17 protein-coding genes are annotated in these 15,683 nt (G+C 64.3%); 5 read left to right on the top strand and 12 right to left on the bottom strand.

What is annotated here, in order from left to right; genetic code table 11:
* Nucleotides 1-2: 2 nt before the first annotated feature.
* Nucleotides 3-620 (bottom strand): glutathione S-transferase family protein, encoded by a 618-nt coding sequence (locus tag FUU19_RS15545; protein ID WP_230490790.1) that lies wholly within the window; start codon nt 618-620, stop codon nt 3-5.
* A gap of 97 nt (nt 621-717) precedes the next feature.
* Here FUU19_RS15545 and FUU19_RS15540 point away from each other — a divergent pair, with 97 nt between their 5' ends.
* The 5 genes from FUU19_RS15540 (at nt 718) to FUU19_RS15520 (ending at nt 5,611) form a co-directional block, all read left to right on the top strand.
* Nucleotides 718-1,629 carry a LysR family transcriptional regulator gene (locus FUU19_RS15540; RefSeq protein ID WP_230490791.1) on the top strand — a complete coding sequence of 304 codons (912 nt, stop codon included), beginning with the start codon at nt 718-720 and terminating at the stop codon, nt 1,627-1,629.
* 147 nt (nt 1,630-1,776) lie between these two features.
* The gene (locus tag FUU19_RS15535) at nt 1,777-2,574 is read left to right on the top strand and encodes an alpha/beta hydrolase (RefSeq protein WP_230490792.1); all 798 of its coding nucleotides are present in this window, start codon (nt 1,777-1,779) and stop codon (nt 2,572-2,574) included.
* Nucleotide 2,575: 1 nt separating this feature from the next.
* Nucleotides 2,576-2,947 (top strand): RidA family protein, encoded by a 372-nt coding sequence (locus FUU19_RS15530; RefSeq protein WP_141968006.1) that lies wholly within the window; start codon nt 2,576-2,578, stop codon nt 2,945-2,947.
* 58 nt (nt 2,948-3,005) lie between these two features.
* On the top strand, nt 3,006-4,193 hold the full coding sequence (locus FUU19_RS15525) for an amino acid aminotransferase (RefSeq protein WP_230490793.1): 1,188 nt from the start codon (nt 3,006-3,008) through the stop codon (nt 4,191-4,193).
* Nucleotides 4,194-4,213: 20 nt separating this feature from the next.
* On the top strand, nt 4,214-5,611 hold the full coding sequence (locus tag FUU19_RS15520) for an amino acid permease (protein WP_141968010.1): 1,398 nt from the start codon (nt 4,214-4,216) through the stop codon (nt 5,609-5,611).
* A 37-nt stretch (nt 5,612-5,648) separates the two neighbouring features.
* Here FUU19_RS15520 and paaY read toward each other — a convergent pair whose 3' ends face one another.
* From paaY to paaC, 11 genes are all read right to left on the bottom strand, one after another.
* Nucleotides 5,649-6,245, bottom strand: a complete 597-nt coding sequence (paaY, locus tag FUU19_RS15515) for a phenylacetic acid degradation protein PaaY (RefSeq protein ID WP_230490794.1) — start codon at nt 6,243-6,245, stop codon at nt 5,649-5,651.
* A 12-nt stretch (nt 6,246-6,257) separates the two neighbouring features.
* On the bottom strand, nt 6,258-7,196 hold the full coding sequence (gene paaX, locus FUU19_RS15510) for a phenylacetic acid degradation operon negative regulatory protein PaaX (RefSeq protein ID WP_141968012.1): 939 nt from the start codon (nt 7,194-7,196) through the stop codon (nt 6,258-6,260).
* A 78-nt stretch (nt 7,197-7,274) separates the two neighbouring features.
* Nucleotides 7,275-8,582: a phenylacetate--CoA ligase PaaK gene (paaK, locus tag FUU19_RS15505; RefSeq protein ID WP_141968014.1), complete on the bottom strand. Its 1,308-nt coding sequence runs from the start codon at nt 8,580-8,582 to the stop codon at nt 7,275-7,277.
* A 15-nt stretch (nt 8,583-8,597) separates the two neighbouring features.
* Complete coding sequence (gene pcaF, locus FUU19_RS15500) at nt 8,598-9,803, bottom strand: 3-oxoadipyl-CoA thiolase (protein ID WP_230490795.1); 1,206 nt, start codon at nt 9,801-9,803, stop codon at nt 8,598-8,600.
* Nucleotides 9,800-10,240 (bottom strand): hydroxyphenylacetyl-CoA thioesterase PaaI, encoded by a 441-nt coding sequence (gene paaI / locus FUU19_RS15495; RefSeq protein WP_047730362.1) that lies wholly within the window; start codon nt 10,238-10,240, stop codon nt 9,800-9,802. Before paaI ends, pcaF begins: the two co-directional genes overlap by 4 nt.
* The gene (locus tag FUU19_RS15490) at nt 10,237-11,766 is read right to left on the bottom strand and encodes a 3-hydroxyacyl-CoA dehydrogenase (protein WP_230490796.1); all 1,530 of its coding nucleotides are present in this window, start codon (nt 11,764-11,766) and stop codon (nt 10,237-10,239) included. Before FUU19_RS15490 ends, paaI begins: the two co-directional genes overlap by 4 nt.
* 2 nt (nt 11,767-11,768) lie before the next feature.
* The gene (gene paaG / locus FUU19_RS15485) at nt 11,769-12,560 is read right to left on the bottom strand and encodes a 2-(1,2-epoxy-1,2-dihydrophenyl)acetyl-CoA isomerase PaaG (RefSeq protein WP_230490797.1); all 792 of its coding nucleotides are present in this window, start codon (nt 12,558-12,560) and stop codon (nt 11,769-11,771) included.
* Between the two features lie 3 nt (nt 12,561-12,563).
* Complete coding sequence (gene paaF, locus FUU19_RS15480) at nt 12,564-13,337, bottom strand: 2,3-dehydroadipyl-CoA hydratase PaaF (protein WP_230490798.1); 774 nt, start codon at nt 13,335-13,337, stop codon at nt 12,564-12,566.
* A gap of 8 nt (nt 13,338-13,345) precedes the next feature.
* Entirely contained in the window at nt 13,346-14,404 is a 1,059-nt protein-coding gene (gene paaE / locus FUU19_RS15475; RefSeq protein WP_197833575.1) for a 1,2-phenylacetyl-CoA epoxidase subunit PaaE, read from the bottom strand.
* Between the two features lie 13 nt (nt 14,405-14,417).
* Nucleotides 14,418-14,915 carry a 1,2-phenylacetyl-CoA epoxidase subunit PaaD gene (paaD, locus tag FUU19_RS15470; RefSeq protein ID WP_141968026.1) on the bottom strand — a complete coding sequence of 166 codons (498 nt, stop codon included), beginning with the start codon at nt 14,913-14,915 and terminating at the stop codon, nt 14,418-14,420.
* Nucleotides 14,916-14,924: 9 nt separating this feature from the next.
* A complete protein-coding gene (gene paaC / locus FUU19_RS15465; protein WP_230490799.1) occupies nt 14,925-15,683 on the bottom strand; it encodes a 1,2-phenylacetyl-CoA epoxidase subunit PaaC in 759 nt (252 codons plus the stop codon).

Below are 15,683 nucleotides of genomic sequence, written 5' to 3'. Positions count from 1 at the left end.
CGTCAGCTCGCCGCCGGTTCCGGCAGGGCCGGCATGGCGAAGAAGCCGGGAAGCGCCGCGATGCGCGCCACCCAGCGCCGTATCGCGGGGTAAGGCGCCAGCGAAATGCCGCCTTCGCCTGCGACCGCCACATAGCTGTAGCAGGCCAGATCGGCGATGGTCGCCTGTTCGCCGGCCAGGTAGCCGCGCTCGCTCAGGTGCTGCTCCATCTGCGGCAGAAAACGATCGCTGATTGCCCGCGCCGCCTGGTAATCCTCCGGCACCGCGAACTGGGCGATCAATCGGCAGGAGGCCGGGCCGTAGCGGACTTCGCCGGCGGCTTTGGAAAGCCAGGCCTGCACCCGCGCCGCCGCCACCGGCTGTTCCGGCAGCCAGTGGCTGTCCGGCGCGTAGCGTTTCACCAGATAGACCAGAATGGCGTTGCTGTCGGCCAGCGTCAGATCGCCGTCCTGCAAGACCGGGATCTGGCCGAACGGGTTGAGCCGGCGAAAGGCCGCGCTCTGCCGCACGTCTGCCGAGGCCTCTACCCATTCATAGGGCAGCGCCAGCATGCGCAGCAGCAAGGCCACGCGGTGAACGTGGCCGGAAAGCGGGGTGCCGTAGAGGGTGATGGTGGACATGGCGTTTCTCCTCAGTGTTTTTTTCAGGATACTCTTGCGGTGAATGAGCGGAATCCGGCAATGTGGAAATTGATAATTTCACTTATCGGAAGAGTCTATGGATCGGTTAGACGAGTTGGCCATCTTCGTGGCGGTGGTGCAGCAGGGCAGCCTGGCTGCCGCCGGGCGCAAACTGCGGCGTTCGGCGCCGGCGATCACCCGGGCGATCGCCGCGCTGGAACAGCGTTTCGGCACCCGGCTGGTGGAACGTACCACCCGGCGGCTGGCGCCTACCGAGGCGGGCGTGCGGCTGCTGGAGCGCGCGCAACAGCTGCTGCAGGATTATCAGGCGGTGGTGCAGGATACCGCCGAAGCGCAGCTGAGCGGCTTGCTGCGCGTCACTTCGCCGGTGCAGTTCGGTCGCCGCTACGTGGCGCCGGTGGTGATGGCGTTTCTCGATGACTACCCGCAGATGCAGATCGAAATGGTGTTGAACGATCGCAATCTCGATCTGATTGACGAAGGATTGGATATCGCGGTGCGCATCGGTCATCTGCAGGACTCTTCGCGCGTGGCGCGGCGGTTGGGGCAGGTCAGCCGGGTGACGGTCGCCAACCCGGATTATCTGGCGCGTTGGGGGGAACCGCGCTCACCGGCGCAGCTGGCGGAACACGCCACTATCGTCGGCACCCAGCGGCCGTCGCTGCGCGAATGGCGCTTCGGCCCGCAGGAAAACGGCGAGCGGGTGCGATTGGCCCCCCGGCTGTTGCTCAACGACGTGGAAGCGCAACTGCTGGCGGTGCGCGCCGGCAAAGGCATCGCCCGCCTACTCTCGTATCAGGTGGCGGACGATTTGGCCGCCGGTACGCTGGTGCGGCTGCTGGTGGATCATGAGCCGTTGCCGATGCCGGTACAGCTGGTGGCGCAGCAGGCGCAGCGCATGCCGCTGAAGGTGCGCGCCTTCTGGGATTATGCGTTTGAACGGCTCAGCGCATTGCCGCAAATTCAGCCGGATGGACGGGGGAAATAAGCGCAAAAAGTTTCATGGGCTAAACTTTTTCGCCGCCGGCGTTATTTTATTTTACCGGACGCGCATTGCTGATGCGCCCGTCTTGACAATAATGTCACCGGTGCTAATAGTTAATTCATATCTTAAATAATAAACGAAGTTTAATATATGAAACAACTTGCGGGGAGTTATGATAATGGCGCTACGGTGGATAATGAAGACGCTATTTTGGCTTCATTCCAAACCCGCAGTGCGGCTATTTATTATCAGGCAAAACATGAAAAGAATATTGCGTATGGCGAAAGTGAACGCGAAACATTGGATTGGCTCTATTCTGCAAAGCAGCACCAGGGGACGTTAATTTTTATTCACGGCGGCTATTGGCAATTTTGCGATAAGGCGGATTTCGCCTTTATCGCCGCCGGGCCGTTGGCGTTGGGTTTTGACGTGGTGCTGGTGGAATATGCGCTGGCACCGGCGGTTAATCTTGACGCTATTTGCCGCCAGGTGGGGGCGGCGCTTGATGCCATTCAGCGCCGTCTGCCGCTGCACTATGCCCATCCGGTGCATCTGTGTGGCCATTCCGCCGGCGGCCATCTGGCGGCATTTTGGCAGCAGCATGCGCTGGTGGATGCGGTCTTTCCCATCAGCGGCCTGTTCGAACTGGCGCCGCTGCAAGAAAGCTATGTCAATCGGGCGCTGCAGCTGACCGCGCGGCAAATTGAAACGCTAAGCCCGGCGCGCCGGCCCCCGGTGCGCGGCAAGCCGCTCACGCTGTATTACGGCGCATTGGAGCTGCCGGAGCTGATCGGCCAGTCGCAACACTATCACGCGGCGCTCCGCCAACGCGGGTTGTCTGCAGAACTGGTCGCGGTGCCCGGCGCCAATCATTTCACCATTCTGGATGCGTTGTTCGCCGTCGACGGCGCGCTGCTTCGCCAACTTGACCACCACGGAAACCACTGACATGCGCGAGATCGTAGAGACCGGGCTGCCGGACATCGGCCAGCCTTTTTCCTGGGCCACCCGGGGCGGCGGTATGCTGTTTACCGCCCACGGCCCGGTGCGGGCGGACGGCAGCATCGAGACCGGCGCGCCGGAGCGACAGATTGCGTTAACCTTCGATAACCTGGCGCAGACGTTGAAGGCGGCGGGCAGCCACAGCGATAAGGTGCTGCAGGTGATCGTGTATCTTACCGACGTCAACGACGTTAAATGTCTCGATGAGATTTACCGGAAATACTTTAATTATCCTTATCCCAACCGCTCCACGGTTATTGTCGAAAAATTGGTGGTGCCGGGAATGAAAATAGAAATTACCGTCAGCGCCATCGCCTGATTTAATTTCTTCTTAAGTTCGCCTTTATATTAATTCAATAACGAGTTAAGGATGCGTCATGTTTAAACAGATTGCACCCTCCGCGGCCGATCCTATTATGTCGCTGATGGAAGCTTATTTGCAGGACCCCAATCCGCAGAAAGTGAATTTAGGTATCGGTCTGTATTACGACCGGCAGGGAAATATTCCGCTGATGCAGGCGGTCGAGGCCGCCGAGCAGCGGTTGCTGGCGCTGCGTCGCCCGCACGGTTATCCGCCGATCGAAGGTTCGCCGCAGTTCGCTCGCCAAGTGCAGGCGCTGCTGTTCGGCGAGCAACAGGCGGCCGAGATCGCCACGGTGCAGACCGTCGGCGGCTCCGGCGCGCTGAAGCTGGCGGCGGATTTTTTGCGCCACTTCCTGGCGTGCGGTGACATTTGGGTGTCCGATCCCACCTGGGCCAATCACTGGGCGATATTTGAAGGCGCCGGGCTGCGGGTGAATACCTATCCCTACTTTGACGAAACGGCGGGCGGCTTGCGTTTCGCCGCCATGCTCGACGCGCTGGACAGCCTGCCGCCCGGCAGCGTAGTCCTGTTGCATCCTTGCTGTCATAACCCGACCGGCACCGATCTGACGCCGGAGCAGTGGCGCGCCACGCTCGCCGTGCTGCAGCGACGCAACCTGCTGCCGCTGTTCGATATCGCCTACCAGGGCTTCGGCGACGGGCTGGAGGAGGACTGCTTTGCGTTGCGCGAAGCGCTGAAAACCGATCTGCCGTTTTTGGTCTGCAACTCGTTTTCCAAAAATGTCGCGCTGTACGGCCAGCGGCTGGGCGCGCTGTCGGTACGCTGCGCCGATGCGCAAAACGCCGCCAACGTCAAAGGCGCGTTAAAAACGCTGATCCGCCGCAGCTACTCCTGCCCGCCGACGCACGGCAGCCAGATCGTGGAAACCCTGCTCGGCGACGCCGAACTGGGTGAACGTTGGCGCAATGAGCTGGCGGAAATGCGCATGCGCATCAAGCAGATGCGTGAGCAGCTGGCTGCCGGCCTGGTGCAGGGCGGCTCTTCGCTGGATCACCGGCGCATACGCGATCAGCGCGGCATGTTCAGCTACACCGGTCTGAACGAAGCGCAGCTGCAGACCCTGCGGCAACGCTACGCCATCTATCTGGTGGCGCCCGGCCGCATGTGTCTGCCGGGGCTCAACCCCGGCAATATCGACTATGTGACCGCCGCCATTCTCGACGTCACCCGTACCGCCTAACTTCGCTCGGGAACACCGCCATGCCACAGATGAATGATTTTGAGCATATCGCCCGCCGCCAGGGCGGGTTGAACAAGCATCTTACCGCCGGGCAGATGTCGATGCTGGCGATCGGCGGCGCCATCGGCACCGGGCTGTTTCTCGGCAGCGCCTACGCCATTCAGATGGCGGGGCCGTCGGTATTGCTGAGCTACCTGATCGGCGGCGTTATTGCGCTGTTGTTGATGGGCAGCCTGGCGGAAATGACCTCCGAACACCCGACGCCCGGCTCGTTCGGCGACTACGCCGAATTCTATCTCGGCCCGCTGTTCGGTTTTCTGGTGCGTTATTCCTACTGGTCTTGCGTGGTGCTGGCGGTGGGCACCGAAGTTACCGCCATCGGCATGTACATGCAGTTCTGGTTCCCGGCGACGCCGACCTGGCCGTGGGTGCTGCTGTTCTCGGCGGCGGTGATCGTGGTCAACGTGATCGGCGTGAAGTCGTTCGGCCAGGTGGAATACGCGCTGTCCACCGTCAAAGTGACGGCGATCGTGGCGTTCATTCTGATCGGCATCGGCATTCTGGCGTTCTCGGGCAACCCGGCCTACGGCTTGCGCAACCTGACCGCCGGCGGCTTCATGCCGTTTGGCGTCAAGGGCATGTGGTTCGCGGTGATCGTGTCCATCTTCAGCTATCTGAGCATTGAAATGATCGCGGTGGCCGCCGGCGAGGCGAAAAATCCGGTGATTGCAGTGAAGGCGGCGTTCAAGGGCACCATCGTGCGGCTGTTCATCTTCTACATGCTGTCGATCGCCCTGATGCTGGCCATCGTGCCCTGGCGCCAGTCCGGCACCGGCGAAAGCCCGTTCCTGATGGCGATGAACGTGATTCATCTGCCCGCCGCCGCCGGTATTTTCAACTTTATCGTGCTGGTGGCGGCGCTGTCGGCGATGAACAGCCAGCTGTACATCACCACCCGCATGATGTTCTCGCTGTCGCGTGCCGGGCAGGCGCCGGCGGCATTGGGGCGCGTCAGCCGGCGCGGCATTCCGGTCAATGCGTTGGCGATGTCGTGCATCGGTATCGTGGTGTCTATCGTGCTGAGCCTGGTGGCGCCGGAAACGTCGTTCGCCGCCATGATGTCTATCTCGGTGTATGGCGCCTGCTTTACCTGGCTGATGATTTTCGTCACCCATCTGTTCTTCCGCCGCCGGCACCGGCAGACCCACCTGAAATTCCGCATGTGGGGGTTCCCCTATACCACCTTGCTGGGCGCCGGGCTGATGGCGGCGCTGATGATCTCGACGGCGTTTACCGAATTCTTCCGCATGACGCTGTGGTTCGGTATTCCGTTCACCTTGCTGCTGGTGGTGGCTTATCACTGCCAGAGCCGCCGCGCGGCTGCGCCGTCGCCGTTCAAGGCGCCGGAGGCGGAGTAATAAGGGAAGGGGCTGAGGCGTGCCTCAGCCCCGGGGATTACAGCTGGCTTTTTGGGATCAGGTGGTCGCCGAAGCTCAGGCGCTGGCGGCCCGGTTCGATTTCGGTTAGCGGCGCCACTTCGTGCAGCGAGGATTTGCAGCGCTGTACCAGATCCTGATACTCGCGGGTGCCGGCGATCTTCCAGGCCAATTCCTGTTCGGTCAGATCGCGCAGCACGCGCGCCGGGCTGCCGACCACCAGCTTGTTGGCTTCGATCACCGCCGCGGCTTTGACGAACGCCATCGCGCCGACGATGGTGTTTTCGCCGATCTCCGCACCGTCCATCACCACTGCGTTCATGCCCACCATCGCGTTGCGGCGAATGCGGCAGCCGTGCAGGATGGCGCCGTGGCCGATATGGCCGTCTTCTTCCACCACCGTGTCCTGCTGCGGGAAGCCGTGCATCACGCAGTTGTCCTGAATGTTGGCGCCGTCGCAGATCACCAGGCGGCCAAAATCGCCGCGCAGGCTGGCATTCGGGCCGATATACACCTGCTTGCCGACGATCACGTCGCCGATCAGCACCGCCGTCGGGTGCACGTAACTGCTGGGGTCGACGACCGGCGTCAGGCCGTCAATCTGATACACAAGCATAGCGTGAGTTCCTTAAAATGTAGGGTCGCGCGGCAGGCCGCCGAAGCGCCGATAGTAGCCGGCGGCCGGCGCGGGCAGGGCGCCGATGGTGGTTTCCGCCAGCGCGCTGACGTACTCCGTCGCGGCGCGATCGACCTGCTGATAAAGATTGATGCACAGGTTGCGGGCGATCTGGCCCTCCCACTGCGCGGGCAGCAGCGCGTCCGGCAGCAGCGGATCTTTCAACACCACGCGACGGAAGAAGTGAATCAATAATAGCTTAATCTGGAAACCGCGCAGCGGCGTCAGCGCCGCCGGGTCAACTTCGCGCAGCAGCGCCATCAGCGGCCGGAAGGAGACGATAAACTCGTGATAGCCGGCCGCCACGTCGCTTAGCGACCAGCAGTCGGCCACCAATTTTTGCAGGGTTTGCTCGGAGCGATTGTAGGGGTAATCGGCGCGAAAGTAGATCACTTGCTCGCTGGCGTTCAGTTCGCCGAGCAGCGCCGTCACGTCGGTCTGCGCATGGGTGGGGGCGGCCATCAGGTTGTTGGCGATCTGCCCGAACCCGAGCCAGCCCAGCTCTTTTTTCAGCCGTGCGCGCGCGTTTTTTTCGGCGCTTTCCAGCAACAACAGCTCCCACTTGCCATCCCAGGCGGGTTGCTCGCGCAGATAGATTTTCGACTCGGCGTGGCGGAACTGGCGCATTCCCTGCTCGGTCACGCGGTAGAAGCTGCGGCGGCCTATTTTCTCCACCGCCAGCCAACCCTCTTTCTGCAGGCGGAACACCGAGGTGCGCACGAAGCGATCGCCGAAACCGAAGGCCTCCAGCAGCGCGCTCAGGCTGCCGAGCCACACTTCGCCGCCGCGATGGCTGAGCGCGTCGCCGTACAGCGAAATGATCAGCGAGGTACCGCTGATCGGCTGCGCGTCGACGGCATGGCGAATGAACTCATCCAGTTTATGTTCCATATTTTTCCATGGGTTAGCCTTCGATGAGCCATAACATTACCATAATTTAAGGCGGCGTCATCCGTGACGCCGTGCGCTTCAGCGCGGCCGCAAATCGACCACGCGCTGCGCCTTGCCTTCTGAGCGCGGGATATCGCCGCAGTTGGCGATGCTGACGTCGGTGCTGACGCCCACGATCGATTTGATGTGGTGGCGCAGCTGGTGGCAGATGTCGCAACGCTGCTGGTGGCTGAGGCTGAGCGCCGACTCCTTGAGCTCGACGCGCACCGCCAGCGTGTCCAGATGCCCGCTGCGGCTGACCTGCAGCTGGTAGTGCGGCGACAGCTGCTCGAACTGCATGATCTGCTCTTCCACCTGCGACGGGAAGACGTTGACGCCGCGGATGATCAGCATGTCGTCGGAGCGGCCGGTGATCTTGCCCATGCGGCGCATCTGGCGCGCGTCGCCCGGCAGCAGCCGAGTGAGATCGCGGGTGCGGTAGCGGATCACCGGCAGCGCCTCTTTGGTCAGGGTGGTGAACACCAGTTCGCCGTGCTCGCCGTCCGGCAGGGCGATGCCGGTCTCCGGGCAGATGATCTCCGGCAGGAAGTGATCTTCCCAAATGGTAGGGCCGCCGCCGCTTTCCAGACACTCCATCGCCACGCCCGGCCCCATCACTTCCGACAGGCCGTAAATATCCAGCGCCTTGATGCCCATGCGGGTTTCGATTTCGTGGCGCAGGGCTTCGGTCCAGGGTTCGGCGCCGAACACGCCGAGCCGCAGCGAGCAGCCGCGTGCGTCGCCGCCCATTTTGCGCTCCAGTTCGTCGATCAGCGTCAGGCAATAGGACGGCGTCACCATGATGACGTCAGGTTTGAAGTCGAGGATCAGCTGCGCCTGGCGTTCCGTCTGGCCGCCGGACATTGGGATCACCGTCGCGCCGAGCCGTTCTGCGCCGTAGTGCGCCCCCAGACCGCCGGTGAACAGGCCGTAGCCGTAGGCGACGTGCACCTTGTCTTTGGCGGTGGCGCCGCCGGCGCGCAGACAGCGGGCGACGATGTCGGCCCAGTTATCGATGTCGCGCTGGGTGTAACCCACCACCGTCGGGCGGCCGGTGGTGCCCGAGGAGGCGTGGATGCGCACCACCTGTTCCATCGGCACCGCGAAGGTGTCGAACGGGTAGTTGTCGCGCAGATCCTGCTTGGTGGTGTAGGGGAAGCGCGCCAGATCGCTCAGCTGCTTAAGATCGTCGGGGTGTACGCCGGCCTGGTCGAATTTGCGCTTGTACATCGGCACATTGTCGTAGGCGTGGTGCAGCGTCCACTTCAGACGCGCCAACTGCAACGCTTCAATCTCATCGCGCGAGGCGAATTCAATCGTTTCGAGGGGCTGTGGATTTATTGTCATGATTAGCCTCAGGGGTCAGACACGCTCAATGATCATGGCGATGCCCTGGCCGACGCCGATGCACATGGTGCAAAGCGCGTAGCGGCCGGCTCGCCGTTCCAGTTCAAACAGGGCGGCCAGCGCCAGGCGCGCGCCGCTCATGCCCAGCGGATGCCCCAGGGCGATCGCGCCGCCGTTGGGGTTGACCTGCGGGGCATCGTCCGGCAGGCCAAGCTGGCGCATTACCGCCAACGCCTGGGCGGCGAACGCTTCGTTCAGTTCGATAACGTCCATCTGCGCCAGGCTCAGCCCGGCGATCTCCAGCACCTTGCGGGTGGCCGGCAGCGGGCCGATGCCCATCAGCCGCGGCTCCACGCCGCAGGTGGCGGTGGCAACGATGCGCGCGCGCGGCGTCAGCCCCTGGCGCACCGCCATCGCTTCGGAGGCGACGATCAGGGCCGCCGCACCGTCGTTCAGGCCCGAGGCGTTGCCGGCGGTGACGCTGCCGGGCTGACGGAACGGGGTTTTCAGCGCCTGCAGCTGATCAAAGGTGGTGTCGGGGCGTGGGTGTTCATCCTGGCTGAACAGCGTCACCGCGCCTTTTTTGCCGGTGAGGCTGACCGGGGCTATCTCCTGCGCCAGGTGGCCCAGCGCCTGCGCTCGGGCGGCGCGCTGCTGGCTGCGCAGCGCAAAGGCGTCCTGATCGGCGCGGCTGATGTTGAACTGCGCCGCGACGTTTTCGGCGGTCTCCGGCATCGAATCGGTGCCGAACTCGGCCTGCATCCGCGGGTTGACGAAGCGCCAGCCGAGGGTGGTGTCGTACAGCTGCGCCTGGCGGCTGAAGGCGCTGTCGGCCTTGCCCATCACCAGCGGCGCGCGGGTCATCGATTCCGCGCCGCCCGCCAGCAGCAGCCCGGCGTCGCCGGCCTTGATGCTGCGCGCCGCCATCGCCAGCGCATCCAGGCCCGAACCGCACAGGCGGTTCACCGTGGTGCCGGACACGCCGACCGGTAGCCCGGCCAGCAGCAATGCCATACGCGCTAGGTTGCGGTTGTCTTCCCCGGCCTGGTTGGCGCAGCCGAGGATCACGTCGTCCAGCTGCGCCCAATCGACCTGCGGATGGCGTTCCAGCAGCACGCGCAGCGGCAGGGCGGCGAGATCGTCGGCGCGCACCTGGGCCAGTGCGCCGCCATAGCGGCCGATCGGGGTGCGCACACCGTCGCAGATAAATGCCTGATTCATGCCTGATCTCCTAAAATACTGTGGCCGAGACGGTGCGCGCGGCCGCGGAACCAGGCGACGGTTTTGCCCCGTTGATTAACGATTTCGACGTCATACAGCCCGGTAGCTTTGCCCTGATGGCGCATCTCCGCGCTGGCGGTGAGGCGATCGCCGGCCAGCGCCGGGCGGACGAAGTCGATGCTGCAGCCGGAGGCCACCGCCGCCAATCCCTGGCTGTTGCAGGCGTAGGCGAAGGCGGTGTCCGCCAGGCTGAACAGCTGGCCGCCGTGGCAGGTCTGGTGGCCGTTGAGCATCTGCGGGCCGACGGTCATGCTGACCTGAGCGTACCCGGCGTCGACGGCATCAATGTGCATCCCCATCGCCTGAGCGCAGGTATCTTGCTGAAACATCTGTTCGGCGCAGCGCTGAGCCAGCGCGCGCGGCGTATTGGCGTTCATCGTTCGGCTCCTGGGAAAGTGGCGGGGGAAGCATAGCGGCGCAGCAGCGGCATCGGGCGATAGCGCGCCTCGCCGTAATAGCGTTGCAGGTTTTCCAGCGTCGTCAGAATGTGGCGCCAGCCGAGCGCGGCGCCCCAGGCCAGCGGGCCGCGCGGATAGTTGACGCCGCGCAGCATCGCCAGATCGGTATCTTCGGCACCGGCGACGCCTTTGTTCACCACGTCGAGCGCTTCGTTGGCCAACATGGCCAGGGTACGCATCGTCAGCAGGCCAGGGTAATCCGGCAACGGAATGACCTGCTTGCCGAGGGACTGCAGCAGGCGTATTGCTTTGGCATTGTGTTGCGCATCGTTTTGCGCCGCGCAGCTGATGGCGATGGCGGAGGCACGCGCATAGTCGGCACAGAGATCGAACAGCACCACGGGCGTTCCACGTTCGTCAGCCAGTTGGTCGGCGGTTTTACCATTGGTTAACATCAGTGTAACGTCGTCGATCGTGACGTGTGGGCTGGTCTGGCCAGGTTGTTTGATCGCCCCCGCATTTTCGCTTAACAGCTGCGCCAAATCGGCCAGCGAAGACCAGTCGCCGTGCAGCGTGACGCGTTGTGGCAGTGCGGCCTGCGCCGGTGGCGCAAAGGCGATCTCGGCGGCGGATCGCGGCGCGTCGTAGCGGTAGAAACCGCGGCCGGATTTACGGCCGAGGCGCCCGGCGGCCACCAGCTCCTGCTGCACCAGTGAGGGGGTGAAACGCGGATCCTGATAGAAGGCCTGATATACCGATTCGGTCACGGCGTAATTGACGTCCTGGCCGATCAGATCGGTCAACTGCAGCGGGCCCATGGCGAAACCGCCGGCGTCGCGCAATACCGCGTCCAGCGTGGCGGCGTCGGCTACCCGTTCCTCCAGCGCGCGCAGGGTTTCGGCATAGAACGGCCGCGCCACGCGGTTGACGATAAATCCCGGCGTCGAGCGGCACACGACGCTCTGCTTACCCCAGCGCTGCGCCAGGGCCTGCAGCGCGGCGAGGGTCTCGGCGCCGGTCTCCAGACCGCTGACGATCTCCACCAGCTTCATCAGCGGCGCCGGGTTGAAGAAGTGCAGCCCGGCCATGCGTTCCGGGTGTTGCAGTGCCCCGGCGATGGCGGTGATCGACAGCGAAGAGGTATTGCTGGCGAACAGCGTCGTGGGCGAGCAGAGCGCCTCCAGATCGCGGAACAGGCCCTGTTTGATGGCCAGATTTTCCGCCACCGCTTCAATCACCAGCGCGCAGTCGGCCAGCTGCTCGAGGGAGTCGGCGCGTTCGAGGCGCGCCAGCAGCGCTTCGGTGGTCGCGGCGTCGGCCTTGCCGCCGTCTACCCGCTGGCGCAGGCGGCGAGCGAGATCGTCGATCGCGCGCTGGGCGGCGGCGGGCGCGATGTCGAACAGCCGCACCGGATGGCCGGCGGCGGCGGCCACCTGGGCGATGCCGATGCCCATGGTGCCGGCGCCGATCACCGCCACCTGGCCGTTAAGAAGGGGCGCGTTCATGGCTATTTCCCGCTGAAGTTTGGCGTGCGTTTGGCAAAGAACGCGCTAACGCCTTCGCGGTAGTCGTCGCTGCGGCCGCCCAATCGCTGCAGATCGCGCTCCAGATCGAGCTGCTGATCGAGGCTGTTGGTGGCCGAGCTGTAGAGGGCTTTCTTGATCAGTCCCAGGCCGTAGGTCGGCTGGGTGGCCAGATGGCGCGCCAGCGTTTGCGTGCGGTCGGCCAGCTCGTCCGCCGGCACCACCTGCCAGATCATGCCCCATTCCAGCGCCTGCTGGGCGCTGACTTTGTCACCCAGCAAGGCCATGCCCATCGCGCGGGCGTGGCCGGCCAGCCGCGGCAGGAACCAGCTGCCGCCGGAGTCAGGCACCAACCCCAGACGGCAGAACGACTGAATAAAGCTGGCGTTGTCGGCGGCGATGACGATATCGCACGCCAGGGCCAACGCGGCACCGGCACCGGCCGCCACGCCGTTGACCGCGCACACCACCGGCTTTGGCAGGGCGGTCAGGCGACGGATCAGGGGATTGTAGAAACGTTCGACCGACAGGCCGAGATCCGGCGCCTGTTGGTCGGCGCTGACGTTGCGATCGTTGAGATCTTGCCCGGCGCAGAAACCGCGCCCGGCGCCGGCGATCAGCAGGTTGCGCACGCTGTCGTCGCGCTCGGCTTGCGTCAATGCTTCGCTCAGTTGGCGATGCATCTCGTCGTTAAAGCTGTTGAGCCGATCCGGTCGGTTGAGGGTCAGCGTCAACACGCCGGCGTCGAGATGGCTGAGAACCAATGCGTTATCCATAAATCAGCGCCCCTGATAGTTTGGCGTACGTTTTTCGAAAAAGGCGGCGATGCCTTCGCGGCGATCGTCGGTAGCGGCCAGGGTGACGAACTGCTGGCGTTCCATCGCCAGTCCCTGGCTAAGGCCGATCTCCTCGGCCTGTTTCAGCGCCTGTTTGGCGGCGCGCAGCGCCAGCGGCGCCTGACGGCTGATGCGATCGGCAATCTGCTGCGTGCGTTCCAGCGTCAGGGCATCGACGCACACTTCGCTGATAAGGCCGGCCTGCAGCGCGGTGCGGGCGTCGATGGGCTCGCCGGTCAGCACCATCTGGCTGGCGCGCGCCTTGCCGACGCAGCGGATCAGGCGCTGGGTGCCCCCGGCGCCCGGCATCAGGCCGAAGGTGATCTCCGGCAGGCCGAAGCGGGCACTTTCGCCGCCGATGACGATGTCGCAGGCCAGCGCCAGCTCGCAGCCGGCGCCCAGGGCATAACCGTTCACCGCCGCCAGCAGCGGCTTGCTGAACTGGGCCAGACGCTGCCACAGCTGCGGACGGCGATCCGCCAGCGCGGCCGGCAGATCCTGCTGTTGCAGTTCACGCAGATCGGCGCCGGCGGCGAAGAAGCGCGCCGCGCCGGCGATCACTACGGCGCCTACGCCGCTGTCGGCGTCGGCCTGCTCCAGGCGGGCAACCAGCTGTTCCAGGCACGGCGTGCTCAGGGCATTACGCGCCTCCGGGCGGTGCAGCGTCAGCGTGACCACGCGGTGCTGCTGCTGATGCAAAATAAACGGGGTGTCCATCGCGGCTCCTAGACGTCGAAGTCCAATACCACGCCGTCGCCTTTCGGCCACGACTGGCAGCTCAATACGTAGCCCGCCGCCAGCTGATCCGGCTCCAGGCTGTAGTTGACGCCCATCTCCACCTGGCCGGCCTTCAGACGGCATTTGCAGGTGGCGCAGACGCCGCCTTTACAGGCGTAGGGCAGGTCGGCGCCCTGGCGCAGCGCGGCGTCGAGAATGCTGTCGTCCTGTTCGCCGACCTCGATATCCAACCGGCGCCCGTCGAGCAGAATGGCCACCCGGGTAGCGTTGCGATCGCCGCTGTGGCGCGGGCGGGCGACCAGGCCGCTGGTGTTGAAGCGTTCACTGTGGATGTGGTTGGCCGGGACGCCGGCCTGTTCCAGCACGGTTTGCGCGTCGTCCATCATCGATTCCGGCCCGCAAATAAAGGCGTGGTCATAGTCGCGGAAATCCAGCAGCGTACCGCCGATCGCCGTCAGGCGTTCACGGTCGATGCGGCCGCTGAGCAGCGGGCTGTCGAGACTTTCCTGGCTGAACAGGTACAGCTGCTGAAAACGCTGCGGGTAGCGGTTTTTCAGATCCGACAGCGCCTCTTTGAACATCATCGAACGGCTGTTGCGGTTGCCGTAGATCAGGGTGAAGCTGCTGCCCGGTTCGAGCAGCAGCGTCGCCTTGATGATCGACAGCATCGGCGTGATGCCGGAGCCGGCGGCGATCGCCAGGTAGTTGCCGTGGCGCTCTGCCTGCGGCTGGTAGCCGAAGCGCCCCTGCGGCACCATCACTTCCAGCGCGTCGCCGACCTTCAACATGCGGTTGACGAAGCTGGAGAATCGCCCCTGATCGAGAGCCTTCACGCCGATCTGCAGCAGGCCTTCCTGCGGCGAGCTGCAGATCGAGTAGCAACGCCGCAGTTCTTCGCCGTTGACCAACGCCTTGAGCGTCAGGTGCTGGCCGGGGGTATAGCGGTATTGGTTTTGCAGCTCTTCGGGTACCCGCAGGGTGATGGCTACGGCGTCCGGCGTTTCGCGCTCGATGGCGGCGACGTTCAGGCGATGAAAGACCGTCATGGTGTCAGCGCTCCTATATGCATTTGAAATAATCGAACGGTTCCCGGCAGTCGCAGCAGCGGTACAGCGCTTTACAGGCGGTGGAGCCGAACTCGCTGATCTTCTCGCTGTGGGTACTGCCGCAGCGCGGACAGGCTACCGGGCCGTGGGCGTGCGGCCGATCGCAGGTGTGGCCCTGCGGGGGCGCTACGCCGTATTGCCGCAGCCGCTCGCGAGCGTCGGCGTTCATCCAGTCGGTGGTCCAGGCCGGGCTGAGGCGAATGTCCACCTGCACCGGGCTGAAACCGGCGGCCGCCAGCCGCTGCTCGATGGCGTTGAGCAAAAATTCGGTGGCCGGGCAGCCGGAATAGGTTGGGGTGAAGGTCACGCGCCAGCCGGCGCCGTCGCGCACCACGTCGCGCACCATGCCCAAATCGGTGATCGACAGCACCGGTAGCTCGGGATCGCTGATCTGCTGCAGACAGTGCCAAATCTGCGGGATTTCGGCGGGTTGCAAACGAGTGATGTTCATCGCGGCCTCCTACCACTGACCGTTTGGATAGGCGCGCTGCAGGAACTGCATCTCTGCCAGCAGCGGGCCGAGGTGTTCGCTGTGCCGGCCTTGCTTGCCGCCGTGACGAAACGCCTGCTCGGCGGGCAGCGCCAGCGTCGCCTGCCGCAGCGTCTCTTCCACCTGTGCCAACCAGGGGGCCTGCAGCGCGCGCGGATCGACGGCGATGCCTTGCTCCGCCAACGCCAGCTCCAGCGCGTCGGCGTGGAACAGTTCGGCGGTGAAGCGCCACAGGTTATCCAGCGACTGTTGGATCTTGCCGTGGCTGACGTCATTGCCGTCACCCAGGCGGATCATCCAGCCGTGGCTGAAGCGCAGGTGGTAATCGGCCTCCTTCAACGACTTGGCGGCGATGGCGGCGATCTGCGCATCGCAGCTGCGGCTCAGCGCCTGGTGCAGCTGCACGTGGTAGGCATCGAGCAGGAACTGACGCACCAGCGTGTCGTTGAAACCGCCGTTCGGCTGTTCCGCCAGCAGCAGGTTATGGAACTGGCGCTCGTCGCGCCCGAAGGCCAGGCTGTCTTCGCTGCAGGGCGGCCCGGCCAGTTCGGCGGCGTAGCCCAGGAAGTTGCGCGCCTGGCCGAGCAGATCGAGACCGATGTTGGCTAACGCCAGATCGATTTCCAGCTCGGGCGCGTGGCCGCACCAGGCACACAGGCGCTGGGCGAGGATCAGAGGCGTGTCGCCCTGGCGGAGCAAATAGCTGATGCGCGGATCGTTAACCGTCAT

The sequence above is a fragment of the Serratia montpellierensis genome, assembly GCF_020858655.1.
In the GTDB taxonomy this organism is placed as follows: domain Bacteria; phylum Pseudomonadota; class Gammaproteobacteria; order Enterobacterales; family Enterobacteriaceae; genus Serratia; species Serratia montpellierensis.
This window is presented reverse-complemented; position numbering and strand designations above follow the sequence as displayed.

What these genes read in the sequence shown, in the direction of transcription:
- FUU19_RS15545 (WP_230490790.1), bottom strand. Translation starts at nt 620, where the DNA reads ATGTCCACCATCACCCTCTACGGCACCCCGCTTTCCGGCCACGTTCAC.
- FUU19_RS15540 (WP_230490791.1), top strand. Translation starts at nt 718, where the DNA reads ATGGATCGGTTAGACGAGTTGGCCATCTTCGTGGCGGTGGTGCAGCAG.
- FUU19_RS15535 (WP_230490792.1), top strand. Translation starts at nt 1,777, where the DNA reads ATGAAACAACTTGCGGGGAGTTATGATAATGGCGCTACGGTGGATAAT.
- FUU19_RS15530 (WP_141968006.1), top strand. Translation starts at nt 2,576, where the DNA reads ATGCGCGAGATCGTAGAGACCGGGCTGCCGGACATCGGCCAGCCTTTT.
- FUU19_RS15525 (WP_230490793.1), top strand. Translation starts at nt 3,006, where the DNA reads ATGTTTAAACAGATTGCACCCTCCGCGGCCGATCCTATTATGTCGCTG.
- FUU19_RS15520 (WP_141968010.1), top strand. Translation starts at nt 4,214, where the DNA reads ATGCCACAGATGAATGATTTTGAGCATATCGCCCGCCGCCAGGGCGGG.
- paaY (WP_230490794.1), bottom strand. Translation starts at nt 6,245, where the DNA reads ATGCTTGTGTATCAGATTGACGGCCTGACGCCGGTCGTCGACCCCAGC.
- paaX (WP_141968012.1), bottom strand. Translation starts at nt 7,196, where the DNA reads ATGGAACATAAACTGGATGAGTTCATTCGCCATGCCGTCGACGCGCAG.
- paaK (WP_141968014.1), bottom strand. Translation starts at nt 8,582, where the DNA reads ATGACAATAAATCCACAGCCCCTCGAAACGATTGAATTCGCCTCGCGC.
- pcaF (WP_230490795.1), bottom strand. Translation starts at nt 9,803, where the DNA reads ATGAATCAGGCATTTATCTGCGACGGTGTGCGCACCCCGATCGGCCGC.
- paaI (WP_047730362.1), bottom strand. Translation starts at nt 10,240, where the DNA reads ATGAACGCCAATACGCCGCGCGCGCTGGCTCAGCGCTGCGCCGAACAG.
- FUU19_RS15490 (WP_230490796.1), bottom strand. Translation starts at nt 11,766, where the DNA reads ATGAACGCGCCCCTTCTTAACGGCCAGGTGGCGGTGATCGGCGCCGGC.
- paaG (WP_230490797.1), bottom strand. Translation starts at nt 12,560, where the DNA reads ATGGATAACGCATTGGTTCTCAGCCATCTCGACGCCGGCGTGTTGACG.
- paaF (WP_230490798.1), bottom strand. Translation starts at nt 13,337, where the DNA reads ATGGACACCCCGTTTATTTTGCATCAGCAGCAGCACCGCGTGGTCACG.
- paaE (WP_197833575.1), bottom strand. Translation starts at nt 14,404, where the DNA reads ATGACGGTCTTTCATCGCCTGAACGTCGCCGCCATCGAGCGCGAAACG.
- paaD (WP_141968026.1), bottom strand. Translation starts at nt 14,915, where the DNA reads ATGAACATCACTCGTTTGCAACCCGCCGAAATCCCGCAGATTTGGCAC.
- paaC (WP_230490799.1), bottom strand. Translation starts at nt 15,683, where the DNA reads ATGACGGTTAACGATCCGCGCATCAGCTATTTGCTCCGCCAGGGCGAC.